The organism is Streptomyces sp. NPDC052721 (assembly GCF_040678315.1).
Taxonomy (GTDB): Bacteria; Actinomycetota; Actinomycetes; order Streptomycetales; family Streptomycetaceae; genus Streptomyces.
Genome location: NZ_JBFATL010000015.1, coordinates 124,217 through 148,686, shown reverse-complemented (window position 1 = coordinate 148,686; position 24,470 = coordinate 124,217). Strand labels below are relative to the sequence as shown.

Sequence of the window (24,470 nt, the reverse complement as noted above, 5' to 3'; positions counted from 1 at the left end):
TATCCGGAATGTCCAGCTACGAGGACCCGCGCAGCCATCTGTCGGCTCTCGCTCCATCGACCTTGCGAGCACTGCCGGAGAGCGGCGCCAGGGACATTCTGATCATCGGCGGCGAGGAGGACGAACAGCGCCGCAGCAGCCGGAGGCGCTCGCCCGGGCATGAGTCCGTCTCGGCCGCTCCGTGACTCCGGGGCTCGTCCGGCGGCGCCTCGGGGCTTCCGGTTCGGGGTGTGGAGGAAGGCTGACATGGCGGGACGAAGCCATCGCCGGGCCGCGCCGCACATCGTTTCCGGCGTCGAGCACCAGGGCGTCCGGGTCGCCGGGCCGGCGCGGGCCGACGGCCAGGCGTTCAACTCCGCAGCGCACCGAGTCCAACACGGCCGTCCCCCACACAGATCCGTGACGCGGCGGGTGTTCATCGCGCTGATGGCCCAAGCCGACGCGGACGAGGATCTAAACTGGGGCGTCTCGGTGGACTCCACGATCGTGCGTGCCCACCAGCACGCGGCCGGAGCCCGGAAAAAGGGGGCCCCGGCAGACGAACCCGGCGACCACGCCATCGGCCGCTCCCGCGGCAGGCTGACCGCGAAGATCCACATCGCCGCCGATGGCCGCTGTCGACCTCTGGCGTTCGTTCTCACCGCAGACCAGGCCGGCGACGCACCTGCCTTCACCGACGTCATGGCCCGCCACGGGTTCCTCGTCGGCTAGGAGCCGCAGCAGGCCCGACCTGGTGCTGGCCGATAAGGCGTACTCATCCCGCGCGATCCGCGAACACCTGCGCAAGCGAGGCATCCGGGCAGTGATCCCAGTCCCGACGGACCAGCGAGAGCCACCGGCTACGTCACGGCAGCCGGGGCGGCAGGCCCCCGGCCTTCGACCGCGAGACCTACAAACAGCGCAATACCGTCGAGCGGTGCATCAACCGCCTCAAGCAGTGGCGCGGCATCGCCACCCGCTATGAGAAGACCGCCACCATCTAGCTGGCCGGACTCCACATCGCAGGCATCTTCCTCTGGCCCGCCCGATGATCCAAACGAAACCGCCTAGGCGGCCGGCATCTACTGGCTTTTCCGGCGGCGCTCTTCGAAGCCGCGAATCTCCTCGATCGTGAGCACGGGCACCGTGTCTTCGGGGGCACCGAGCTGTCGGGAGATGAGCGCCGCAGCGTGGGACATCGCTGCTACAACGATAGGTAGACGATCTCCGGACAGGCGGCCCTGAGGTGCGGACACGTGCACCGCGGCGTTGACGATGCCGACGGCATCGACGATCGGAGTAGCGAGGCCGAGGATCCCCTCGACACTCTCTCCGTCACTGACGCTGTAGGAACGAGCTCTGATTTCGCGGAATTCCTCCCGTAGCTGCTCCTTGTCCACGAGCGTGCGTGGCGTGAACTGCTTCAGCTGGGCAGTGTCAAGAAGCCGCTGCTCCAGTTCGGGGTTGTAGGCGGCCATGAGCTTGCCGACACTCGACCCGTGCAAGGGACGTTGTCCGCCCAGCTTCACCACAACTGACAGTGCTTGCCCGGCCTCATGACGGTCGGCATACACGACTCCGGTACCGCTGCGCACCGCAAGGTACGTATTCTCATTGATCTCTTCGCAGAGGTCTGCGAGGTAGGGTCGGCTCACGTGCCGCAGGTCGACACTGTCGACGATCGACAGTGCCAGGATCACCGCGCGAGGCCCCAGCGCGTACGTGCGCTGCCCCAATACCTTGACGACGTCGAGCCCGACCAGCGTCTGCAGGAGATCGTGGGCGCTGCTCATCGGCAGTCCCAGGTCATCGCTCAGGCGCTTGAGAGTGCTCCCCTCTTGGTGTTTGGCCAGGTATCCCAGGACGGCCAACGCCCGATCGATGCGGGCCGGATTCATGGACGACTCCTCTTGGTCGGGTGAGAACACGTGCCCACGCGCATACGCGAGCAGCAGAAACAGTATGCGAGACCCAGACTCCGGCCGATCAGCGCTCCCCCGCAGACCGCCTGTACCCAGGCCGGACAGATGTCCACATCATTGCCGGTACCGGGCACGACACCGTGGCCGCCTGCCGGTGCGATCGGCCATCCCACCCGCGGCCTGTTCACAGCTCGCGCCCCCGCGGGATAGCAAGCGCCCAGCAGCACCGGGACGCACGGACAGCGAGTCCACTGCACATCTTGAGGCGCGGCACTGTTGCCGACCCGGTCCTGCGGCACCGGAGTACCGCCCTCCAGCGCGTGGGCCGGCTGGCGGCGATCTTCTGCTGCTGTATCAGGTGTCGCGTAGCATCCCGCCCGGTGACGATCAGTATCGCGGGCAGTAGCTGGGTCTTCCGGGAATGCTGTGAAAGGTGGAGCAGGAAGGTGGTCGGGAGGACGGTCAGCCCGCCGATTTCCTGGGTCGGCACCGCCGCATGACCTCGGCCATGGCCGTCTGTATCCGGTTCACGGCGCTATGGTCCATGGCTCGCGTTTCGCCGGACGCCAAGTACAAAACACTCGGCTCACCGGTCGAGCCGGTCCGTGACCGTCGAGCGCGTCTGGACAGGCCGGTCCACCTGGCGTCGCGCCTACAGCAGCACTAGATCCGCAACGGGCCACCTGCGGGCGACGCCGACACAATCCCTGAGCCGATCGGCTCCTGCCCTGATCGAATCCTCCCGCATCCGGACAGTTCGGTGACGCGCCAGAGCGGATACGATCCAGCCGAGCGGGCTCCGCCGGGCAGCAGGGCCCCGGCATTCACCGACAGACAAGGGATGCCACTCGCGGCGCCGCTGATCGTGGCAACCGCACCGAGGTCACCCAATTGCTGTCCTTACCGCGTAGGCGATCAACGCGTACGCCCGTAACGGCCGGGGTGTAAGGTCCCCCGCGGCTGCCACCGGCAGCCGCACGAACGCCTCTGTCGCGGACATCGTCCGCACCGGACGCAGCGCGGACAGACCCCTACCGCCGAGTAGGGCCCTCCGCTCGGACTGACACCTGCACCCACGCAGGCGACCCAGGGCTACGGATCGTTTGCTCCCGCCCAGACGGCCGGCGGCTGCCCAGCAGATCTCAGGCTGTCTTCCGCATGGCGGCGAAATAGCAAACGACCTCATCCGGACCGAGCTGGTCGCGCCGGTCAGCACGATCATCTGCACGTTGCCGCGCCGAGGCTCGTCCGGGGGTACATGATCATCAGCAGCACCAGTACGGCCGACGGCAGCCACCGACGCCCCGAAACCTGCGGAAACATCCTGTCTGAACCGTCCAAGCACCTTTGATGGTGCGGCCGACGTCCTTACGCCGGCCGCACCATTCCGGACGGTTACCGCTCGAAACGTCGGTGCGATTCCACCTCGTGCTGGACTACGCCAGGCCGCAAAGGGATGCAGTCCATACCTACTGCACTGCGAGGAGGCCGGGCGTCCTGCTCTGGGCACCGCTGGCCCGGGACGCCCGATGGTTCAGCAGGCGGCTGCCGGACGGTCAGGAGGCTTTGATGGGCCTCAACTACACACAGTAGTAACGGCACTTGACCGTGTAGGTGGCGTTGTCGGCGGCGTGCGCCGTGCCAGAGGTCAGGGCGAACGCTCCCGAGACGAAAGTACTGATGACCAGCGCAACGGCGCCCATACGGGCCTTCCTCATGTAGGACTTCATTTTCTTCTCCTTCGGAGTTGTGTACCGCAATCGGTTCCGGGCTTTGATTTGAATCGCCCGTGATTTCCAGCTGCTGAACCGCATCAGGATCTGTATGGATGAGCTCCTGGCACCCCGCTCAAGAGAACTGGCCGCAGCAGAGTGCGCGTTCTGCCTGCCGAACGCTCATTTCCGAGGCACGGCCCCGGAATGCGATGTTCAACCGCCACGCAAACGCTAGCGGCGAGCGTTCGGCATGGGTACGTGTCCACTCGTAGCAGGGCCGCTAGGGAAGCGAACGTTGCCCCTTGCGTCGGTGACGCCGGATGAGCAGGGAACCACCCCAACCCGGCGCGTGACGAACACCGACCTCAATTCCACCGCTCGGTAGTCGACTGCAGTCCCGAATCGCTGACCGGCGGAGCTGCACTGTTGAGACTCGCACATACTCGTGCCGCGAGTACGAGCGGGCCGGCGAGGACCGCGCCCATCGACTCGTCACTCAGGGCATCTTCTGCCGGGGGACCGCGGCTCGCAGCGTACTGCGGACCTGGTCGTGGACCGGAAGCACCACTGTTTGCCACGTCCTGCCGAGATGAATGCTGGAAGGCATCGTGTTCAGGTTCCGTACCGGTGTGCCCTGGAGGGACCTGCCGGAACGGTTCGGGCCCTGGCAGACGGTGCACGGGCGGTTCGCCCGCTGGGCCGCCGACGGCACCTTCGACCGGCTCCTGGCCACGGCCGGACACGGGCCGAGTGGTCTGGCTGGTCGCGCTGGACTCCACGATCGTCAGGGCTCATCAGCACACGGCCGCCAAAGGGGCCTCGAGGAACGAGGACCGGGACCGATCTGGCGGCGGGCTGACCAGCAAGATCTACCTGGCCTGCGACGGACCCGGCCGACCACTGGCCGTCACTGTCACGGCGGGCACCCGCAACGACTGCGCCCAGGCCGAAGCCGTCATCGACGCCATCCGCGTCGTCCGGCCCGGGCCGGGACGCCCCCGTCGACGGCCCGAACGGGTCGTGGCCGGCAAGGGCTACTCGGCCCGCTCCTTCCGCGCCTACCTGCGCAAGCGGGGAATCAGGGCGACCATCTCCGAACGCGTCGACCAGCTCACGGGCAGGGCACGGCGCGGCGAACGCCGGTGCGGCTTCCAAAGGTCCGTCTACCGGCGCCGCAACGTCGTCGAACGCTGCTTCCACCACCTCAAGCAGTGGCGGGGCATCGCCAACCGCTACGACAAGCAACCCGCCCGCTACCGCGCCGCGATCATCCTGGCCAGCACACTCATCTGCTCGACACATGATCAGCAAGACGCCCGCCCCCTAGTGACCGGTGCCTCCGGAACCGCGCCGCGAGTCGCCGCCGCGCCGAGAAGTGCGGGGTCTGGCGGCACGACGACCTCGCACTTCGCCGATCAGATCAGGCCGTCGGGCAAGGAAGCCTGTCGCATCGCCCAGGAACAGTCCGGTGGACGCAGCCGGTGGGACGGTGTGCTGCCGCTGCGGACGCTGCTGGTCGAACAGCCTGAAGAAGCCGACGGGCCGACCGGTTACTGGATGACCGACCTGCCTGCCACCACCCCGGTCGCCGACCTGGCGCGGTGTGCGGAGATGCGCTGGCGGATCGAGTGCGACTACCGAGAACTCAAGCACGGCCTGGGCCTGGACCGCTTCGAAGGCCGTACCTGGCGCGGCCGGCACCACCACGTCACCCTCGTCATCGCCGCCCAGGCCTTCCTCACCCTGCGACCGCTCGACCCAGAACCACAGATACCAGCCCGACCCTCTACCAGGTCGTGAAAGTGCTCCAGGATTTGCTGAGGTGTACGACAGCACCTGCACAACCTGTGGCCGCCCCCCCGACTGGCACTACTAGGCCGACATGCGCAACTGATTGCAAGGCATGCCGACAATGGCCGGCCGAGCGACCACAGCGTGGAAACCTGTAAGCAGGGCCCACATCAGACGCCGTGAGCCCCACTCATAGGTCTCACCCTCCGGGTCACCCGCTGACGATCAACGCAAACCCCGAGACACGATCAGACCGCAGTTCCCCGTCATGCTCTCGCACGCGGCGTTGCCCACCGCAAAAACTGCGGGCGTTCCAGGAACGGCACTCATGTCAGCGATCGAACTGCCCCAACTGGACGAGGTCAGTTCGGTGGGGAGTTCCAGACCAACGTCGACGGGCAGGTGCCATCCAGGAGCGCCGCGCTCTGGGATGGCCATACTTGGCGTCAGCTGCCTGGACCTCAGTATGAGTTCATGAATGACGTGATTGCAGACGGATCCGGGACAGTGTGGGCAGTGGGCTGGCCGGCCCTCGTAATCTGTAGGCCAACTTGGCCAACTTGTCGTGATGCTTCTTCCGCCGCGGCCCAGACGGCACCTTATGGACGAGTTGTGCCGGCGATCCGGGTGACGAGAGAGCGTGAACCGGGTGAGCAAGTCGGATATCCCGTTGGGCGGTGATCACGACCGTCAGGAGGCCGGGGAAGCAGGCAACCTGTAGTCCGGGTTCATGTGTTCGACCGGGGGCCAGACCTACCGACTGGAGAAGTCCGGAGTCCCGTTGCCAGCCCGCAAAGAAGGTAACGGTCGGGTTACGGAACCCCTTCCTTGGGCTGGATATTCGATGGTCAACCTGATTGCCGAGCTAGCCAATCAGGCCCCGTCCACTGGCACCCTGGGGCGAACCTGCACGTCACAGGACCAATCGCCGCTGCGGAGGGGTGCCGCGCCGATCCGCTCCTCCCCACACGGACGACGAGCCACAGGCGGGCACCACGCCCAGGATCGCGGGATGCCCCGTCTGTGCCCGCAAGTTGGCTTCCCGCTTGCCGCACCGTTGCAGCGAAGCACGGATGCCTGGACTGTCGCGATGGCTCACACTGTTATCGGCGAGGTGGGATCGTCGTATGCTCATGGCTGGAAAAGAGGTATGACGGGTGTCCTGTGCACGCGCGGCAGTCGCTGCGCACAGCTCACCCCCGCCTCATCGGTTACACAAGAGCAGGGAGCGCACATGTCAGCGCCAGCTTCGGTGGCGAGCAGTATCGGGTCGGCGATGGCGTTGCTTCAGTCGGAGCTGGCTCAACTCGAAGAACACCAAAAAGTGCTTCAAAGCCAGCAGCAATCGATCCAGGCGGAGCTTGCTCTGGTCTCAGGCAACATCGAGTCCATCCGTGGAGCACTGGCTGCACTGCGCTCTGTGCCGCCCGCTGTGGTTCCGCGGCCGAGCTCCGGAGAAGAAGACCAGAGGACATCCCCCAATGCGAAGGAACCGGACGCGCCGCAGCCCGCTCCGGCCGCGTCTGTTCAGCCGGCAGAGACCCTAACGGCGACGGAGAGCGCGCATGTGCAGCCTTCGGGCGATCCGGTGGCGCCAGAGGAGAAGGCGACGAACTCGGATCGACACGTAGGCCCGTCGCTTACTGCGCTCTCTAAGGGCGTCTCCCGCGGCAGCCGTTTCACAGAGCAGGTCATTGCTGTTCTGGCCCGCAACCCTGACATCGCGCTGCGTGCGAGGGATGTTGCTGAGGCTCTTGGGCGCGACGAGAGTGCGGGCAGTATCAACGCGGTACGAAGCACCCTTGACCGACTCGTTGCGACCTCTCGGGCACGACGGGCTGGCAGGGGACTGTATCAGGCGCCCGCCGAGTGAAGGTAGTGGCCATGCGCCCGACAGCACAACTCGGATGGCTTGAACTCGCTTTGGCCATGTCACCTGGCCAAAGCTAACCTTGGCCAGCCCGCAGTGGGAACTAGTGGCCCTGCCGGCGACGGCGTCATCGCCGTCGTCGGCAGGCCGGTTCAGGAATTGCCTTAACGCTAACTCATGCGCCGTGCCACTCGCCGGTGTGCCGTGTGACTGCTTGCATTTCGTGTCAGGAAGGCAGTGGGTGGCGGGGCCCACACATGCTCGGCTGTCGGGCACTCGGGCGACAGTGGTCCATGCCTCTTCGCTCAATACTTGCTGAGCTCCCAGAACCGAAACACAGTCGAGGAATCCAGGCAGTATTCCACGCCGTGGACACTCTTACGCACGACTGCGTACTGCTTCCCCTGCCACACAGGAAGAACGGGTAGTTGCTCGGCCACGATGTCCTGGATCTGGGCGAACTCACGGTCCGCGGCTCTGCGATTGCTCTGAGTGGAAGTGATCGGAATCAGCGTGTCGGTGATGACGGAATTTGAGTAATGATTGCCGAGTACATTTTCCTTGGCGAAGAAGGGCACCGTGAAGTTGTCGGCGTCGGGGTAGTCCGGCACCCAGCCCTTGACGTATACGCCGTATTTGCCCGCAGCCACCTCCTTCTCGTAGCGATCGAAGGGGACGGACTTTGTATCGGCCTGAAACAGGCCGCTCGCGTTGAGTTGAGCGGCGATCGCCCGCATCTCCTGGTCGGTGGCCGGGCCGTAGCGGGAAGGGGTCGACCAGAGCGTCAATCTGACCTTAGCCTGTATGCCCTCGGCGCGGAGCGCGGCGGCGGCCTTGTCCTTCGACGGCCGACCCCCGTAAGTATCGAAGAAGGCGGTGTTGTGGCCGCCGATGCCGGCCGGAACGATCGAATAGAGCGGTACCGCTGTGTCCTGGAACACCTGCCTGATGAGGGCGTCCCGGTCAAGCAGGTAGGCGATGGCCCTCCGTACGCCGAGCTTTCCGGCCACCGGGTCGTTCATATTGAAGACCAGGTGCTGAACTTCGGCGCTGTCGCCCTCGACGACCTTGATGTCCTGGCCGCTGCGCAGACGGCCGATGCGGGCGATGTCACCTGCGAGTAGGCCGCGGTAGGCGATGTCGACCCTGCCATCGATCACGGCCTGTTTCAATGCTGTTCGACCGGCGCTGAAGAACTTTAATGTAATGCCAGAGTTCCTTACCTTGGCATGACCCTTGTAGTTCTTGTTGACCGAGAAGACGGCCTCATCCTTGCCGAATGACTCCAGAACGTAGGGGCCGGATCCAACCGCCCGGCCATCGTCACGCAGCCCACTCATGTCGTACTGGCGACGGTCTACGATGGAACCGGCGCCGGAGGCTATCTTGCTGGGGAAGGTGGCGTCGGGGTCGTTCAGGTAGAAAATTACAGTCTTTATGTCCGGCGTCTCGACCCTGTCCAGAGAACGGAACATCACCGCAGGGCCTGCCGGGTCGTCGATCCTCAGCATTCGGTCGAAGGAGAACTTGACGTCCTCGGCCGTGAGAGGGTCGCCGTTGCTGAACTTCAGGCCGTCCCTGAGGGTGCAGCGGTAGACCTTGGCATGCTTGTCCGTGAACGAGCATCGCTCGGCGGCCTCTGGCTGTGGCTCTGTTCGTCCCTGGGGGAAGCTCAGCAGGGATTGGAAGACGTTATTGAACAAGAGCCATGAACCTGGGTCATAGCCTGAGGCAGGGTCTGTAGCCAGGACAGAATCGGACATCCCGACGACTATACGTGAATCGGAGCTGCCACCATCGGGCCAAACCCCGCATCCGGTCACCAGAACGGAGGCGGCCCCTACGAGGAAAGGCAGGACTGACCACTGGAGACGCAACTTCACTGTAAATGCCTCATCTTCGAGGTTGCCAGTCAGTGTGATTCGGTGGGTCGAGTATCGGCGACCTACGGTAAATCTGCCGCCGACAACGATGTCCAACCGAAAGGACGAAGTCAAGCGAATCGATGTGAAACAAGCGGTATCAGGTCAGTTAGTGGGCGAGCGTCATCACACCCCCGGCCGCCTTCTGGGCTTCGCCGCAGTGTGAGTGCTGTCTCCGAGGCAGCCGATCAGGGCATCGGGGACTTGGCCGACAGGAGCAACTGGAGGAGCGCACAGATCTCGGGTGCCAAGGTGGACGCCACCTGCCCGGGCTGGCATCCTGAATCCCCGACCCCCGCACGGCACCTGCAAGCTACCACGGCTGCTGGCGCATCCCGCACTCGTGCGTTGTTCAAGGCGGAGAGCCGGTCCACCAGCAACGTCCCGACGACCGACCACAGTTGGGCGGGTGCGCTCGTTGCCTTCTCGCTAGATTGGCTAGTCCGAACCGTGTTCAGGCACGTCGGCTCCACTCAACGGCTCGGGCGACGCCACTGGCGTGAGCGCGGGAAAGCCGGCGCCCGCGCCACTGCGAGCGGATAGCCGGCCAGCATCCCACCGTACCGATGGCCATGGCCAGCCACTTCTTGCGCGAAGAGGCTGTGGTGTGTTGTCACAGCCCGCTGTATGCTCCGCCAAGTAGACCGTCGAAGTTCCAGATCGAAGGCCCGTAGCGTGTGCTTGGTGGTGTGAGCGCTTAGCAAGCACTGTGACCGAAGCAGACACTGCCGGACACAGACGCCTCTCACCAGCCACGATCAGCAGCCACAGGGCTGGTGACATGCACTGCCGTCCTGCCCTTCGCTGAGTCTACGGGTGGCTTACGGCGGGCCCGAGACGGCCAATCGCGGAGGCGCAAGATCCGGCAAGAGGCGGAACCGGAAACCCCCGGCGCCTTTGCGTCCATGTCCCATGCCCAGTGCACACTGCCCGCACCGGACGTCTACCTACCGAAGGAGCCCTGCTGTGACGCTTGCAACGGACTCGAACGCACGCCTGGAGTTCGACCCGGTGATCGTGAGGACTCACTTCGGTGACGACCTCACGTGGGAGGCCGTGAAGCGGATGCTCACGCCCCCGGAAGAGGACGAGGGAGGCGTCCCTGTCTTCGTTGATGACCCTCGCTGGGAGAACGCGGACACGGACACCGTGCTTGTCGCCGTTGCAACCGGCGAGATACCCGCTGTGGCCGTTGTGTTCCTCGCTGACCAGATCACTATGGAGACCGACCACCACGCCTTGGTGGTCGCGACCACCCTGACCCGGGAAGAATGCGATGACGAGCAGCAATGGGAGTACGAAACCGAATTCGGACGGCAGTTCCGTGCGGTTCCTGAGACGGTGCTGGACATCCAAGTCAACATGGAACTGGCGAACATGGACTTCCCGGACTTCAGTTCAGTAGCCTACAAGGATCCCGAGGGGATCTATCGAAGGACATCTGAGGCCGCCGCCTCCGAATCCTCCCTGCATGAACGGGCTGCGGACGAACTCTCCCTTGACGCCGAGCCGGCAAGCATGCCTCCGGAGTCCGGGGCGTCGGCCTGTTACTCAGCGAGAGTCGCAGCGGTCCGTGCGGTGACTGCCGAAGAGTGAGCGCTGCTCGCCGCGGACCTGGGGCAGGGTCGGTTGACCGCACGAACGCCGGTAGCGGACGCATACCGATCGACATCCGAGCCGCCCGGTGCCGCTTACGACTCCGCCGACGGCTCGTAGTGCATCGTCAGGTTCTTCTTGCGCTTGTGACGGTGCTGGTCGTGGCCACATCCCTACCCGCTGAGAGACGGGACTGCCCACACCGCTAGTGGCGCGATCCGCTTCTGGATGCGGGACCGGGCCTTGGGCCGGCACGGATGTGGAGGTAACCGAAGCATCGGACGAGTTGCGGGACCGGCTGGATCTGTTGTTGTCGAGATCGCTGTGTGAGCGTGTAGTGGAGCTTGCTACCGTGACCTAGGTGTCAACGGATCCGATGTGTGGTGTGATGCCACGCCTCTCATGGCGCCACACCGATAAGTTGGTTTGTCCAGATAAGGTCGAGGCCTTGTCTCCTCGTCGAGTCCCGGCTGCGTGATCCTCCCCTCACCAGCCGGGACTTTCCACATCGCCGACCTGCCGTGAGGGCAGGCACCTCCGGCAAGGCGATCGCGGCAGGCCAGGATCTTGCAGCAGCGCCCTGACGGCCGCGCGAGAGGTTCAGCGAAGTCCCCCCGTCTGGATGGCGCCGCTCCCCCGGCGGGCGCAGTTGCATGGCGAAGCAGGACGTCCGATGCCGATGATGGCCCTTCCGGCTTCCAGTCGATCCGCACGCGACACGTCAAACGGACGTGGCACAATGCCCACCACACAAGGCTTCAGTTGTGAATCGGTGTGGGCAAAGAAGCGTTACCCGACGGGCGATACCGTAGGGAAGCGCAGCGTCAGCAGTGCTGTCTTCGTTGCGCGCTGCAGTCGCTCGTGCGACCGAACAGGGGATCGGGCCTGGCTTTCGAGGTTCGTTGGCACCTGGGGGAACCCCCGAGTTGAACGCCCAACCGCCCGGTTGCAACTGACACCGACTGCCAGATGGCACTCACCGAGTCGACAAGTTCACGTAAGGAGCATGGATGTCAGCGGACACGTCCTCCGCCACGTCGCCCGAAGACGCGCGCGAGACAGCCAACCCGGTCCAGGACGGCGCACTTTCGGTGTCGGCCGACGAAGGAACTGCAAAGCGTTCCCCCGTTCGCGCGGGTGTCGCGTCAGCGCTGACGTCCGACGGTCAGCCGCGCTCCGAGTCTTCCTCCGCAATCGGCCGCGCCGAGCACTCCGCCAGCGCCGGCGCATACCAGCCGGAAGCCGACACGGCAAGTCGTGGAGGGGCTGAAACGGAAACAGGTACTGACGAGCAAGCCGCCGACGACGAGCACAGTCCCGATGAGGGCCCCGGCACTGCTGCTGACGCAGGGGGGTCCGAGCGCCGCGGCATGCGTTCGTTCACGATCGGGTTCCGGCGCAACAGGACGACCACCGCGGCTGAGTCCGGCGCTGATCACGAGGCACAGACGGCCGCCGCCTCAGCGGGGGACGCCGCTACACAAGCCGCAACGGGCGTCAACGCAGTCATCGATGAAACCGACGGTTTGCCTGGACAGGCACCCGATGACACGGGCCGGGTGCGTAGGAGTCTGCTCGCGGGCGCCGCGATTGCCGGTGTCGCTCTGCTCACCGTGCCTTTCCTGGTCAGTACCGACGGCGATGCGCCGAAGGCGGCCTCGGCACCCACCGAGGGCACCATTTTGAGCGGAGGGGCTTACGGCGGTGACGGGGCCGGCGTCGCCTCGGCCGCTCCCGAGTCGCGCCGTGTCCGTTCCGGGGCGAAAGATGCTGAGAAGCACAGTGAAACCGGACGGCGAGGCACTGATGGCGGCCCCGACGGCTCGGAAGCCTCGGAAGGCTCTTCGCCGAAGGCGGACGGTGCGCCGCGTGAGGGCAAGGACGGAAGCCACAACGACGACGCGGACCAGGTGTCCCCGCTGTCCGGCGACACGGCCACGCGACCGCCAGCTTCCGGACACACCACCGTTTCATCAGGGCATTCAACCGGCCCCTCTGTCGCGGCCGTTATGGTGTCCAGCCACGCCTCGCATCGGTGCATCACCGTCAGCGGATGGCAGAGCAGGGATGGCTCGCCCCTTCAGATTTGGAGTTGCAACGGGTCCTCCGCGCAGAAATGGCAGTTCATGTCCGACGGGACTGTCCGGGCCATGGGCAAATGTATGGATCTCGCCGGAGCCGGCACCTTCAATGGTGCCACGATCCAATTGGCCGACTGCAACGGCGGCTGGGCACAACAGTTCAGGCTGAATGCCGCTCACGATCTGGTCGCCGTCTCGCCCGACAAGTGTGTCGACGTAAGGGACAACGGAACATCTGACGGTACTGCTCTGCAGCTATGGGACTGCGCGGGAACGGACAATCAGAAGTGGAGCAAGAGCTGAGCCGATGAGGATCGGCTCCGCCGGGTGACCCTCGAGAACGCGGACGCCGGCAACGCGGATCAGTTCAGGTATAACCGCTTCAATTGGTGAGCGGAGGCCGAACGGCAAGCTCCTGTCGTGGTCGGTGATGACGGAAGGCGGATGGTGGCGGCTGCGGGCTCCGACGGACCTCGTGGCGGTTGTAACAGCGCGGCAGAGGCGACATCATTGGGACTGCCGGGCGCCATGCAACCCAGGCTCTAGATGTGGTACTCACCCCAGCCGAGCCACCGAGTGCACCCAGACACTCGTTGTCCGTAGCGTAGGCATGTGTCCGATGTATTGGTTTTCCGCGAGTGGGGCCGCTCGTCACCGCATGTCGGGCCTGATGACCCGGCCCTACTCGGTACACGCGTCGAGGCCACAGCTGCGGCACGGAGTCGACCGCAGCGGTTGCGCAACCGCCGTTGAGACAAGGCGTCCCGGCCGTGGCGCGGTTGGCCGATGGTGCCCCGGTTCCGGAAGGGATCATTGCAAGCGGGGCCTGCAGCTGCGTGACGACGCGACTGCTGGCGGGCCGCGGCGCCAGGACCGGGATGCCACCGTGCCCGTCGGCAGCTGGTCAGCCGTACGCCCGCCGCGGGTACCGGTGTCGGCCAGAGGCAAGGGCTCGGGCAAGCAGGCTTGCATCCGGTACGAGAGCAACTGATCACAGCGCCGTGGGCGATCGGCCACAGCCTCCCTCGCACATGGCGATGGCCGTGGTCCAGACCCGTCCACCGTCGACGAAACGTCATGCCGCAAGGGGAGTTGCAATGAACGTGAAGGACACAGCGGCAGCGGACTTCGAGGAGTTCGTCAACGCGTGCAGTCCGCGCCTGTTGCGATTTGCCTGGCTGCTCACCGGTGACGCGCACTTGGCCGAAGACCTGCTCCAGACGGCCCTCGCCAAGGTTTGGCCCAAGTGGCCCCGCATCTCCGGCGAACATTCGGAGGCATATGTGCGCAAGACGATCGTTCATACGCACGCCAGCTGGTGGCAGCGGCGGTGGCGTGGTGAGATCCCATACGGAGAACTGCCCGACACGGCGGCAACCGGATCAGACGCGTTCAGTGCTTTGCATTCGGATCACGCCTTGGCACAGGCGATGCGTCAGTTACCCAAACGGCAACGGGCGGTGATCGTTCTCCGGTACTTCGAAGACATGTCCGTGGAGGACACGGCAGAGGTGCTCGGCTGCAGTCCTGGAACGGTCAAAAGTCAGGCCTCCCGAGCGGTCCGGGCCTTGCGTAAGACGCTCTTGGACAAGGAGCCACAGGCCGCATCTGGCCAAGAAGTGAACGTCCCCACTGAGGACGAGCGCCATCTGAGGAGGCCGTCTCGCCGATGATGGGCCTAGACGACCCGCCGTATAGCCCAGTACATCAGATCGGCCCGCCGGCCATCGGACCCCCAAGGTCACACACCGGTGAAGCTGGCTGGACGGACAAGCCACCTGCGACACGCGTGTCCTGTGAGGCGACCGGCACAGCACTGGATGATGTTCGCCGCCAGGCCCGCATCCGGGCGTCGGTGCGGGTGACGAGGGAATGCCGTTGGATCTACTCGCCCGAAGGATGCTGCCAACGGGCCGGTCACGTCCAGGCGCCGGCAGTCCCAGCGGAAGCGCCGAGATGGGCATTCGCTGCCCTGGCCGCTATAAAAGATCACGAGCGCCGAAACGACGGAGATGTGGGGCCGGCCGGCGGAATCACTGGAGCGATGCAACGTTCCACACACCTGGCACCCGGCGGGTCAGTGGCGTCACCGCTGCCTCGAGCAGCTCGCTCTCAGGACCGCGCCCGGGCACAACCGGGTCACCGGCCGGTCACTGCCTTCGTTGCGACGAGGACTGGCGGAAGCCGCACGTCCTTGCGGCTGGGTCCGGGCCGCAGGAGAGGCAGGCGCGGGCCCGTCCAGGAGGGGGGTCCAGAACGGACCCGCTTGCCTGACAGCGTACGGTTCTCGTGGTCAGTCGAACGGTCCATGGCGGCACGGGAAGAAGAATCAGGCAGCCACGGCTTCCCGTTTCGACCGCACCCACGCTCGGAACCGGCTGGCATGCCGGTGCGTGCCGACAGTTGCCCACTAACCAGCGATGCGAGCGCGGGGCGGTGTGACGTGTTTCCCGTGTCATGCGGGCCGCGGCCACCAGACGGTGGACGTGGCATCCCTGTCGAAGGGCTGAAGTGTTGAGGGCTGAGGGCATGTGGGTGGACAGGTTCATCGTTGTGGGCCGGGCAGTTCGGACGACTGCGGAAGGCGGCGCTGGAACGCGGTGTGACGGCTGCGGATGGGGCGTCCGTGGTGGTTGCCGGTGGCAGAGCGCGTCCTGCTGGTGGCGGTCCACTACCGTTCGCCACACTCTTCAGGCGGTACGGTGTCGAACCGACTTCCCCCAGCTCGAATCAACGTGGCATCCTCGGAGGACAAAGCGTGGCACCCTCCGAGGACAGGGTCGTATCCAACCGGTTGCTCGAGAGCCGCCCAGGGGGGGCGCCGGATTGCGACGACACCGGACAGAGAGCACAGGAGCCGGCCGAGAATGAAGGGTGACCCAGATAGCCCCTGGGCGGGCGAGAGCGGGCCAGTTTTCGCACAACACGAGGAGCGGACGCGTACGGACTGTGCCGAGTTGATCGGCCGGGCCACCGAGCTCGCCATGTTGAACGGAGTGATCGAGCAGGTACGGGGCGGCTCAGCCGCGTCGGTTCTGCTGCGCGGGGGTGCGGGCGTCGGGAAGACCGCGCTGCTCGACGCGGTTGCGGTGAACGCCCAGGCCAAGGGATTCCGCGTGTTGCGGGCCACCGGGGTGGAGTCAGAGGTCACCCTTGCGTTGTCCGGCCTGCACCAGCTGTTGTACAGCCTGAAGGATGAGTTCGACCGACTGCCGTACAGGCAGCGGGATGTGCTCAAGCGCGCACTCGGCCTCTCTCCAGGTACTGCACCCGAGCAGTTCGTGATCTCGGTGGCCGTGCTGGAATTGCTCCACGGCCTGGCCGACAACGGCCCCCTGCTGCTCGTTGTGGACGACGCCCAGTGGATCGACGAGGTCAGCGCACGCATCGTCGCGTTCGTTGTTCGGCGTCTCGCGCCGAAGCCGATCGGATTCCTCGCCGCGGCGCGATCGGAGTGGAAAACGTCCATCGACAGGGACTCCCTGGAGTACAGCATCGAACCGCTTCGGGCCGGGCCGGCAGCAGAACTGCTGGACAGCCGCTTTCCCGGCCTGGCGCAGGCGGCACGGCGGCGGCTCCTCGATGAAGCCGCCGGAAACCCGCTGGCCCTGTTGGAACTGCCGGCGTTGCTCAGCGCCGAGCAGTTGTCCGGCCAGGCGGAGCTGCCTGGTTGGCTGACCCTCAGTGACCGGCTGGAATCCCTCTACTCCGACCGGGTCCGAAGCCTGCCGGAGACCACTCGGGACCTCCTGCTGCTTGCCGCCTTCGAAACCACGGGAAGCATCCGGACGATCTGGTCGGCATTGCCCGAGGACGCCGTCGCAGACTGCGCCGTGGTCCCCGCGGAGCGGGCCGCGCTCGTACGGATGGACACCGAGAACGGCCGGCTGGTATTCCGCCACCCACTGGTGCGGTCCGCGATCGTGCAATTGGCAACGCCCGACCGGCGCCGCACAGCACACCGTACCCTGGGCGCGGTCCTCGACCACGAACCGGAACGCCAGATCGGTCATCTGATCGCCGGTTCACTGGGACCCGACGAGACCGTGGCCCAGAAGTTGGAGAACGCCGCCCATCGGGCCGTGCGGCGCGGCGCGGCGACTGCTGCCGTCAGCGCGCTGCGCCACGCCTCCGCTCTCAGCCTCCAGCCCCAGGACCGGTCCCGCCGGCTCGCCATGGCCGCGTTCGCTGCAAGCCACGCGGGTCAGCTGGACGCCGCCGCCGAGGTGCTGGACAGTGGCGGCTACTGCGAGCACGCGAGTCCCGAGGACGCCGCTCGGGCGGCGTCCGCCCTAGCGTTCCGGCTCATCCACCGCGACTGCGATGTCCGGGCGGCTCATCGGCTGCTCCTGCAAGCCCTGGACAACATCCTCGACGAGGCCGGCAGGCTAGCGCCACGAGCCCCCACCGATGACCTGACGGACGAACTCTTCTTCCCGTTGATCGAAGCCTCGTGCTACGGCGGCACACCGGAGCTGTGGGAACAGGTCGCCGAACGGATCGGGCCGGCATCGAGCTTCGTCCGGCTGAGTTTCGACGCCCTGAGCGATCCGGTGCGCCGCGGCCACACAGTGACGGCGCGGCTCAGGCGGGCCTTCGACGACATCCCGGCGGAGACGGACCCGCGCCGGATCATGCAGATGGCCCGCAGCGCCCTCTTCTGCGACGACCTGAGCCGATACCGTCAGCACGCCGCTCGCGCCGCGGATCTGGCGCGCACCGGCGGCGCGTTCGCCAGCTGGGCGGCTGCGACCCTGCTGCTGGCCCTCGACGCCTACCACACCGGTCAATGGGACGAGGCGGACACCATGCTTTGTGAGTGCCTGGAAGTAGCGGAGGAGTTCGACTACGCGCTGCTCGGCTGCCGTATCCGGTACCAACTCGCCTTCATCGAGGCCGGTCGAGGGCGCGCGAAGGCTGTCAACACATTGACTGACAAGATCCTTGCGATGTGCGTGCCCAAGGGCGTGGTGACAGGTCAAGTGATGGCACATCAGACCCGGGCCCTGCTGTCACTGGGAGCCGGGGACTACGAGACCGCCTACCGGCACTGTGTTCAGATCAGCCCACCTGGGGAGTTCCCCGCCTACGTGTCATGGGCGCTGTGGTCGGTCCTGGACCTGGTCGAAGCAGCCGTCATGACCGGCAGAACCGCGGAGGCCCGCGACCACGTCGCCGCGGCCCAACGGGCGGACATCCAAGGACTTTCACCCCGGATCGCCTTCCTCGTCGCCGGTGCCGCAGCCCTTGCTGCCCCCGACGATCAGGCGGAAGCCCTGTTCGAGAAGGCACTTGCCTTGCCGGACGCCGACCGATACGCCTTCGAGTGCGCACGTATCCGGCTGAGCTACGGCCAACGCCTTTTCGACCGAGGAAAGGCGGAAGCCGCCCGTGAGCAACTCCGCTGCGCGCTGAACGTGCTGGAACTGCTGGGCGCCCAGCCCTGGGCGGTACGGGCGCGCACTGCATGGGAAGCGGCCGCCGTCGCCTCCGTCGCCGTCTCAGGGGCGGGGACGACCGCGCTTACCCCCCGCGAGCTCCAGATCGCGGATCTCGCCGCCACCGGGATGAGCAACAAGCAGATCGCTGCAGAGCTCTTCTTGTCGCAGCGCACCGTGAGTACCCATCTGTACAACCTCTTCCCCAAGCTGGGGGTCCGCTCGCGCGCGGCGCTGCGCGATGCGTTGCGGAACTACAAGAAGAACGGTACGTAGGTGCACGGCGGGTCAAAGGATCCCGAGGCGGGCTCCATAGCCGACAGCTTGGGCGCGATTACGGAGCCCGAGCCTGGTGAGCATGGCGTGGATGGAATTCTTGATGGTGCGCTCGGAGAACCCGAGCTTCTCGGCTATCTGCTTCGTGGTCCAGCCCTCGGAAAGCAGCCTGACAACGTCGATCTCGCGTTCCGTGAGGGCGAACTCCGAGGCCTCTGAGGACTGCAGGGCACGGATCAACTCCACAAGATTGCGGACCAGCGTCGCCGGGAGATGGGCGTGGCCGCCCCGGGTGCTCAGCACGGCGGAGAGGATGTGCGGCATCTGAGTCTGCCGGCGGGGCAGGAAACTCACCAGCCCATGGCCGATCGCGCCGGTCAGCTGTGTCTCAGTGATGCTGTTGGCCACCAGGACGATGCGCATCTGCGGGTTGGTCGTCTCCAACGCAGCCCTCTTGAGCCCGGCGAGTGTCGCGGAGGTCACGTCATTCGTCAGGATGACGACCACGTCGGCCTTGGTCTGTTCCTCGGCACCAAGTACCTCCACCTGCGGACGAGAACGGAGGTAACCGATCACCCCTTCACGGGTGATCGGATCGCTGGCCTGGACGGCGACTGTAGGCGGCCGCTCTGCGCTCGTGTCACCCCGAGCAGGTGTGGTGGTGTGCGCGCGGTCACGCATGCCGCGTAACGGGATGCCGGATGGGGGATTCGGTTCCATGAGACGCCTCTGCGACGGTACGGGACTCCAGGAAGGGCAGCGAGGCACGGAGGGCCTTGATCGCCAAACAGAGCCTGCTCGGCGGAGGGTGATCCGTCCATACGTGAGATGACGCAGATCTCCCGGGCCGACTGCGAGGGCGGCGTACGGCAATGACGTAGTCGACGATTTTCTCCCCGTTCGGGACAGCAGAACGGCGCCATCGACCTGGCGCCCTGCGACGCCGGGACCGACGCGTCTCGCCAGACTCCCCTGCGCCGGCCAGGCAGGGTGCGTCCGCGACAGGCGGCGGTCCCACGTCACCTGCCGTACAGCCGTCGCGGCAGGTCCCGGACGATCGCCAGCGGCATGGCCCTCAACCTGCCGCCTTCGCGGTCAAGGTCTCCTGAGGACAGACCCTGCCCGAGGAATGGGTGCACGACGACAGGCGGCGGCAGCGGGCCGGGATCCCTGATAAGGATGAGGCCACAGGTTCAAATCCTGTTAGCCCCACCAGCACGAAGACCCCCGGTCCACTAGGACCGAGGGTCTTTTGACACCACAAGCTGACACCAACGGCCGGAGCCGCGTCAGGAAGCGTGCAGGGGGCACCGCTCGTCGGCCGCCAGGTGAACGTCTCCCTCCCAGACGTAGAAGCCGCCGTCCAGCCAGCCTGAGCCTCCACAGGCGCAGTCGGCGGGTTCGAGGGAGAGCCGCAGGCTCACGGTGTAGTGGGCTCCCTCGGGCGCCTCACGGGGGCGGTGGGAGCCGAGGGAGCAGGAGCAGGGGACAGACTTTCCAGGCTTCCCGGTCACGGAACCATCATCGATGGTGACGCAGCTCCCGGAACAGGTCGGGCAGAGCTCTTCTGCGACGATGAGGGCGGATCGATTCGACATGGCTCCGACTCCTTCGAATCGTACGAGGCCGCGCCCGGTGCCAACGGGTGCGGCCTGACTTTCACTGCTCCGCGTTCTTGCCCCAGCGGGCCACGGTGGCGCGGGAGATCCCGGTTAGTTCGGCGACGCGGCGGGTGGGGACGCCAGCCTTTATGGCGTCGAGGACCAGGGGACGGAGATGGGTGTCCAGCCGCTCCAACTCGGCTGCGAGGCGCACACGCTCTTTGCCTGGCTCCACGAGCTGTCGAACGGCCTTGGCCCGAGCGTCTTCGGGGGTGCCCGCGGGGGCGTCCGATGCAGGGGCTCAGAGGCATCTCGTGATCCTGAACAGGCCATGGGGCATGAGAGCTGTTACAGGTTTCTCTACCTCATCAAGCCCCGGCTGCGCTCCGCTGCGCCGGGCGCGCTTCCCGGCTCCGCTGCGCGCTGCGCTCCTGCCTTCGGCCCGCTCCGCGCACGCTGCGCCGACGCGCGCCCACATGTGGATAGGGCCGGTGGCCATGAGTCGATCACCCGCATAGCGCGGGCCATGGTCAAGACAGTGCCTCCGGCGGGGGATCGGCCGGCACCGGGATGGAGGGGGCGCCGTTGCCGCCCGCGGGTCCGTTGTGGCGTGCGTGGGGTGCTCCCATCCCTTACGCCATCGACCCAGGCAGAGCCGAGCAGACGCGGCCCATGGCGTCCAGGTCGTTCGTACAGTGGCGCGCTCCACCTGGACGCCATGAACCACGCCCGCTCCACGGTGTGTGGGTCGACGGCGGACGGGATGGGAGCTGGGGAAGGTGGTGGGTTGGGGAAGGGGTTCAGCTATGGGTCATTTCGGGAGCGACCGCGTCGAGTCTGAGCGGCCCGTTCGGCGATTACCTCGAAGGTAATCGCGGCGTGCGGGGCGCGCGGCTACGTTCAAGTCGTCGTACCGGAGCGAACGAAGGGAAGGGGACGTGCCTGCATACGGCTTTGCCCATCTACGTGATCGCCGTCATCACCCTGATGTCCTTGAGTACTTGGAACGCATCCAGGACACCCTAGATCCATTTCACGGCCGCTTTCTGATCCACGGCCCGCCGACTGAGGTGGTGGAGGGGAGCTGGCCAGGCAGCATGGTGCTGATTGAGTTCCCCGGCCTAGCCGAGGCCCGCGCCTGGTACGCGTCCCCCGCGTATCAGGAGATCCTGCGGCTGCGGACCGATCGCATCGATGGGGACGTCGTGCTGGTCGAGGGCGTTGGTGTTGGTTACGACCCGCGTGAGCGGGCGGTGAAACTCAGGGCAGAGACGACCAGGGAACAGGCCTAGTACGCTGCGCAGGCATTGTCAACGGTGCTTGTCTCTGGTGACACCAACGTTTGACACCAACAAGCACGGACACCGGCGGTCAACTCTGGACCTCAATGAACGATCGGCCGAGGCATAGAGCGGAGTGACCGACACCAGCGAGCTCCCATGATCGACCTGACGAGGTCGTGCATGCCTCCAAGACCCGTGTGGCTCTGGGGCCTGCCGGACCGCCGGCCGCGCAGGGTCTGGCGGTGCCGGTGATCGTGGCGGACGCCGGGCCGCAGCGTCTCGTTCCGGCTCGCGCTGGAACAACGCGGCTGGTCCTATGTCGTGGCCATCGACCCGAAGGAGATCGCACGGCCTGCCGGCGCCGAGCCGTATCAGCCCGCTTACGGCGGCCTGGGACCGCCGACCCTGCCCCGATACCGCGAGGTGCCCCGGCCACTGCCCGGCCTCGTCGAAGAGACCGCCGTGTTCGAGCAGGTCACCTGGCGACAGGGCAGCAAAGGCACGATGACCTCGCACTTCGCCGTGATCCAAGTGCGGCCCTCGGGGAAGGAAGCCAGCCGCACCGCCCAGGAGCAAGCAGACGGACGCGGTCGCTGGGACGGCGTGCTGCCCGTGAGGACGCTGCTGGTCGAACGGCCCGAAGAACCCGATGAGCCAACCGGTTACCGGATGACCAATCTCCCCGCCGACACGCCAGTCGCCGACCTGGTGCGGTGGGCGGGGATGCGCTGGCGGATCGAGCACGACTACCGCGAACTCGCTCTATCAGGTCCTGGATGCCCTCCAGGACCTGCTGAGGCGCTGGACCGGCACCTGCACCACCTGCGGCCCACCCCTCACCGTTACTGACCTTTGCGGCGTGATGTCATTGGGGGCTGACGACGTGTGATCGTTGCGATATGTCGGTTGTGTGAGATATCCGCAGGGTGGTGGGCTGACGCCTGAACGGCAGGCGTTTCGCGAGCGGATCCGGCTGGAGGCCGCGGACCGATTCGCTGCGGGTGCCTCCAACGTCGAGGTAGCCAAGGACTTACGGGTGAGTGTGCGCTCGGTGCAACGGGCGCATGGCCACGGTGGGGTTATCGGGCCAGGGGAACAGCGTGCGCGCCTCCGCGGGCCGTCGTCGGCCGCTCACCCGCCGCCGTCTGCCAAAAGCGTCGGGAGGAATCGCCGCAGCCATGGAGGAGGCCCGGCAGACCGCCGCTACCGCTGACATCATGCAGCGGCGGAAGGGACGGCAGAGTGGGCGTTGGTAGGAGCTGTGGGAGCGCCTGGGCACCATGCCGCTGAGCACCGGCCTCCCAGCACAGTTGCCTGCGACGACCCGGCCAGGATGGCACCGCGGTCTCCCACGATGGCCACCCCGGCGCTGGTCAGTTCAGCTGGATGAGCCGCCGCCGCTACCGCCGCCGCTACCGCCACCGCCATCGCCATTGCCTGGCTGGACCGGGCCCGGGGGGAAGAAAGGCAGGTTGTTCGGGATGATGGGCCTGATCGGGCCCGGGGGGAAGAAAGGCAGGTTGTTCGGGATGATGGGCCTGATCGGGCCCGGGGGCCAGAAGGGCAGGCCGTCCCGGACGATGGGCCTGATCGGGCCCGGGGGGTAGAAGACCGGGACGGGCGGGTTGGGTTGGGCGTGGGCCGTTGGGGCGCTGAGCAGGGCGGTTCCCGCAGCCAGCGCCGCGCCGACGGTCGCAGCGGCCAGTCGGCCTCTTACTCGTGCGTGTCTCACCTAAAGCGCTCCGTTTCAGGGTGAGGTCAATGCCTTGCCCAGCTTGTATACCGGTCATGTCGCCGCTTATCGCTGTATGACGCTCCGATCGGACGCGTCTACTGACGCTGTCGCCGTGATGTCGTCAAGGTGAGTCCGGTTTCGGCGAGGCATCCGTCGATGAGGTTGCTGCGATACTGGATCTGGCGGAGACCGTGTCGGAGGGCGCCCATGAGGTGGTCAGGGTCGGTGAAGGCGGTGTTGACCTGGCTGCTGCGCCGCAGCAGTGACCAGATGCCCTCGACGGGGTTGAGGTCGGGTGCGTAGGCCGGCAGGAAGTAGCAGGTGATCCAGTCCTGGGTGTCGATGAACTCCCGCAGTCGGCGGTCCTTGTGGACGTTGAGGTTGTCCCACACGAGCACAATGGGTGCGCCGAGCTGCTGGGTGCGCGGCGATGAGCAGGTCGCGGTAGTCGGTCCAGGTGAAACTGCGTCTGCCGCCGCGCTTGGGATCGACATGCCGTTTGGGCCGGTAGATCAGGCGTGAGCGTTCCCCCTGCTTGTAGCAGGCCAGAGCGGCGACGGAGAAGCGGCGCTGGGAGCGTCCCCTCACCCGGATGACGGGTGTGCGTCCGCGCCGAGCCCAGGTCCGTGCGGTGGGCGGCGTCATCGAGAAGCCGGCTTCGTCTTCGAAACACAGCCACGCGTCGAGCGCCGCCACGGACCTTCCACCTGCGGCCAGGTCTCCTTCACCCAGCCCGCAACGGCCTCCTCGTCACGCTCGATGGCTCGGCGGGCCGGGACCTGGTGGCTGAAACCGTGCCGGTGCAGCATCCGCGCGATCGCCGACAGCGTCATGCTTTTGTGGAAGCGGCGCCCGATCAGCGTTTTGATCCGCTCCAGCGTCCACGTCTGGTCCGGCCAGCCGTGTGCGACCGGCCCCTTGGCGAGCTCCTGCTCGAGCACGGTGAACAGGGCCTCGCTCAGTTTGGGCCGTGAGACAGGCCCGGCAGACCGCAGCCCCTCGGTGCCGGCGTCGTGCCAGGCCCGGCGCCAGCGTTGCACCGAGCGCACACTCACCCGTAAGTCCTTGGCGACCTCGACGTTGGAGGCACCCGCAGCGAATCGGTCCGCGGCCTCCAGCCGGATCCGCTCGCGAAACGCCTGCCGTTCCGGCGTCAGCCCACCACCCTGCGGATATCTCACACAACCGGCATATCGCAACGATCACCCATCGTCAGCCCCCAACGACATCACGCCGCAAAGGTCAGTAGCAGAACCAAAAC

General features: G+C 66.2%; 16 protein-coding genes and 5 pseudogenes. 13 read left to right on the top strand and 8 right to left on the bottom strand.

Annotated features, from left to right (window positions below):
* Positions 1-8 precede the first annotated feature (8 nt).
* Together AB0L21_RS17225 and AB0L21_RS17220 are read left to right on the top strand one after the other, a co-directional pair.
* The gene (locus AB0L21_RS17225) at positions 9-185 is read left to right on the top strand and encodes a hypothetical protein (protein ID WP_365784817.1); all 177 of its coding nucleotides are present in this window, start codon (positions 9-11) and stop codon (positions 183-185) included.
* A gap of 268 nt (positions 186-453) precedes the next feature.
* Positions 454-980, top strand: a pseudogene (locus tag AB0L21_RS17220) (IS5 family transposase); the annotation flags it as partial.
* 81 nt (positions 981-1,061) lie between these two features.
* Here AB0L21_RS17220 and AB0L21_RS17215 read toward each other — a convergent pair.
* Entirely contained in the window at positions 1,062-1,877 is an 816-nt protein-coding gene (locus AB0L21_RS17215; protein WP_365784815.1) for an IclR family transcriptional regulator, read from the bottom strand.
* 1,604 nt (positions 1,878-3,481) lie between these two features.
* Positions 3,482-3,631, bottom strand: coding sequence for a hypothetical protein (locus AB0L21_RS17210; RefSeq protein WP_365784813.1), 150 nt, complete (start codon positions 3,629-3,631; stop codon positions 3,482-3,484).
* Between the two features lie 578 nt (positions 3,632-4,209).
* Between AB0L21_RS17210 and AB0L21_RS17205 the strand changes: the two are divergent.
* The 4 genes and pseudogenes from AB0L21_RS17205 to AB0L21_RS17190 all read left to right on the top strand — a co-directional run.
* Positions 4,210-4,329 (top strand): annotated as a pseudogene (locus AB0L21_RS17205) (transposase); the annotation flags it as partial.
* A gap of 37 nt (positions 4,330-4,366) precedes the next feature.
* A pseudogene (locus AB0L21_RS17200) lies at positions 4,367-4,897 on the top strand (IS5 family transposase); the annotation flags it as partial.
* Between the two features lie 324 nt (positions 4,898-5,221).
* Positions 5,222-5,416 (top strand): annotated as a pseudogene (locus AB0L21_RS17195) (IS701 family transposase); the annotation flags it as partial.
* A gap of 1,225 nt (positions 5,417-6,641) precedes the next feature.
* On the top strand, positions 6,642-7,280 hold the full coding sequence (locus AB0L21_RS17190) for a hypothetical protein (protein WP_365784811.1): 639 nt from the start codon (positions 6,642-6,644) through the stop codon (positions 7,278-7,280).
* Positions 7,281-7,582: 302 nt separating this feature from the next.
* On the opposite strand, the gene AB0L21_RS17185 is transcribed toward AB0L21_RS17190, so the two are convergent.
* Positions 7,583-9,160 carry an ABC transporter substrate-binding protein gene (locus tag AB0L21_RS17185; RefSeq protein ID WP_365784809.1) on the bottom strand — a complete coding sequence of 526 codons (1,578 nt, stop codon included), beginning with the start codon at positions 9,158-9,160 and terminating at the stop codon, positions 7,583-7,585.
* Positions 9,161-10,165: 1,005 nt separating this feature from the next.
* Here AB0L21_RS17185 and AB0L21_RS17180 point away from each other — a divergent pair.
* The 4 genes from AB0L21_RS17180 (at position 10,166) to AB0L21_RS17165 (ending at position 18,590) form a co-directional block, all read left to right on the top strand.
* Entirely contained in the window at positions 10,166-10,795 is a 630-nt protein-coding gene (locus AB0L21_RS17180; protein WP_365784807.1) for a hypothetical protein, read from the top strand.
* Between the two features lie 1,010 nt (positions 10,796-11,805).
* On the top strand, positions 11,806-13,179 hold the full coding sequence (locus tag AB0L21_RS17175; protein ID WP_365784805.1) for an RICIN domain-containing protein: 1,374 nt from the start codon (positions 11,806-11,808) through the stop codon (positions 13,177-13,179).
* A 794-nt stretch (positions 13,180-13,973) separates the two neighbouring features.
* The gene (locus AB0L21_RS17170) at positions 13,974-14,549 is read left to right on the top strand and encodes a SigE family RNA polymerase sigma factor (RefSeq protein WP_365784803.1); all 576 of its coding nucleotides are present in this window, start codon (positions 13,974-13,976) and stop codon (positions 14,547-14,549) included.
* A gap of 942 nt (positions 14,550-15,491) precedes the next feature.
* Positions 15,492-18,590, top strand: coding sequence for an AAA family ATPase (locus AB0L21_RS17165; RefSeq protein ID WP_365784801.1), 3,099 nt, complete (start codon positions 15,492-15,494; stop codon positions 18,588-18,590).
* A gap of 12 nt (positions 18,591-18,602) precedes the next feature.
* On the opposite strand, the gene AB0L21_RS17160 is transcribed toward AB0L21_RS17165, so the two are convergent.
* From AB0L21_RS17160 to AB0L21_RS17150, 3 genes are all read right to left on the bottom strand, one after another.
* The gene (locus AB0L21_RS17160) at positions 18,603-19,310 is read right to left on the bottom strand and encodes a response regulator transcription factor (RefSeq protein WP_365784799.1); all 708 of its coding nucleotides are present in this window, start codon (positions 19,308-19,310) and stop codon (positions 18,603-18,605) included.
* Positions 19,311-19,879: 569 nt separating this feature from the next.
* A complete protein-coding gene (locus AB0L21_RS17155) occupies positions 19,880-20,104 on the bottom strand; it encodes a hypothetical protein (RefSeq protein ID WP_365784797.1) in 225 nt (74 codons plus the stop codon).
* A 145-nt stretch (positions 20,105-20,249) separates the two neighbouring features.
* Positions 20,250-20,405, bottom strand: a complete 156-nt coding sequence (locus AB0L21_RS17150) for a helix-turn-helix domain-containing protein (protein WP_365784795.1) — start codon at positions 20,403-20,405, stop codon at positions 20,250-20,252.
* A gap of 724 nt (positions 20,406-21,129) precedes the next feature.
* Between AB0L21_RS17150 and AB0L21_RS17145 the strand changes: the two genes are divergently transcribed.
* The 3 genes from AB0L21_RS17145 to AB0L21_RS17135 all read left to right on the top strand — a co-directional run bounded on the left by AB0L21_RS17145 (position 21,130) and on the right by AB0L21_RS17135 (position 22,687).
* Positions 21,130-21,483 (top strand): DUF1330 domain-containing protein, encoded by a 354-nt coding sequence (locus AB0L21_RS17145; RefSeq protein ID WP_365784793.1) that lies wholly within the window; start codon positions 21,130-21,132, stop codon positions 21,481-21,483.
* Between the two features lie 312 nt (positions 21,484-21,795).
* Positions 21,796-22,323, top strand: coding sequence for a hypothetical protein (locus tag AB0L21_RS17140; protein WP_365784791.1), 528 nt, complete (start codon positions 21,796-21,798; stop codon positions 22,321-22,323).
* 61 nt (positions 22,324-22,384) lie between these two features.
* Entirely contained in the window at positions 22,385-22,687 is a 303-nt protein-coding gene (locus AB0L21_RS17135; RefSeq protein ID WP_365784789.1) for a helix-turn-helix domain-containing protein, read from the top strand.
* A gap of 617 nt (positions 22,688-23,304) precedes the next feature.
* Here AB0L21_RS17135 and AB0L21_RS17130 read toward each other — a convergent pair.
* Both AB0L21_RS17130 and AB0L21_RS17125 read right to left on the bottom strand, forming a co-directional pair.
* Positions 23,305-23,854, bottom strand: a pseudogene (locus AB0L21_RS17130) (transposase).
* Positions 23,851-24,390, bottom strand: a complete 540-nt coding sequence (locus tag AB0L21_RS17125; RefSeq protein ID WP_365784787.1) for a winged helix-turn-helix domain-containing protein — start codon at positions 24,388-24,390, stop codon at positions 23,851-23,853. Before AB0L21_RS17125 ends, AB0L21_RS17130 begins: the two are co-directional and overlap by 4 nt.
* Positions 24,391-24,470 lie beyond the last annotated feature (80 nt).

What these genes read in the sequence shown, in the direction of transcription:
- AB0L21_RS17225 (WP_365784817.1), top strand. Translation starts at nt 9, where the DNA reads ATGTCCAGCTACGAGGACCCGCGCAGCCATCTGTCGGCTCTCGCTCCA.
- AB0L21_RS17215 (WP_365784815.1), bottom strand. Translation starts at nt 1,877, where the DNA reads ATGAATCCGGCCCGCATCGATCGGGCGTTGGCCGTCCTGGGATACCTG.
- AB0L21_RS17210 (WP_365784813.1), bottom strand. Translation starts at nt 3,631, where the DNA reads ATGAAGTCCTACATGAGGAAGGCCCGTATGGGCGCCGTTGCGCTGGTC.
- AB0L21_RS17190 (WP_365784811.1), top strand. Translation starts at nt 6,642, where the DNA reads ATGTCAGCGCCAGCTTCGGTGGCGAGCAGTATCGGGTCGGCGATGGCG.
- AB0L21_RS17175 (WP_365784805.1), top strand. Translation starts at nt 11,806, where the DNA reads ATGTCAGCGGACACGTCCTCCGCCACGTCGCCCGAAGACGCGCGCGAG.
- AB0L21_RS17170 (WP_365784803.1), top strand. Translation starts at nt 13,974, where the DNA reads ATGAACGTGAAGGACACAGCGGCAGCGGACTTCGAGGAGTTCGTCAAC.
- AB0L21_RS17165 (WP_365784801.1), top strand. Translation starts at nt 15,492, where the DNA reads ATGGGGCGTCCGTGGTGGTTGCCGGTGGCAGAGCGCGTCCTGCTGGTG.
- AB0L21_RS17160 (WP_365784799.1), bottom strand. Translation starts at nt 19,310, where the DNA reads ATGGAACCGAATCCCCCATCCGGCATCCCGTTACGCGGCATGCGTGAC.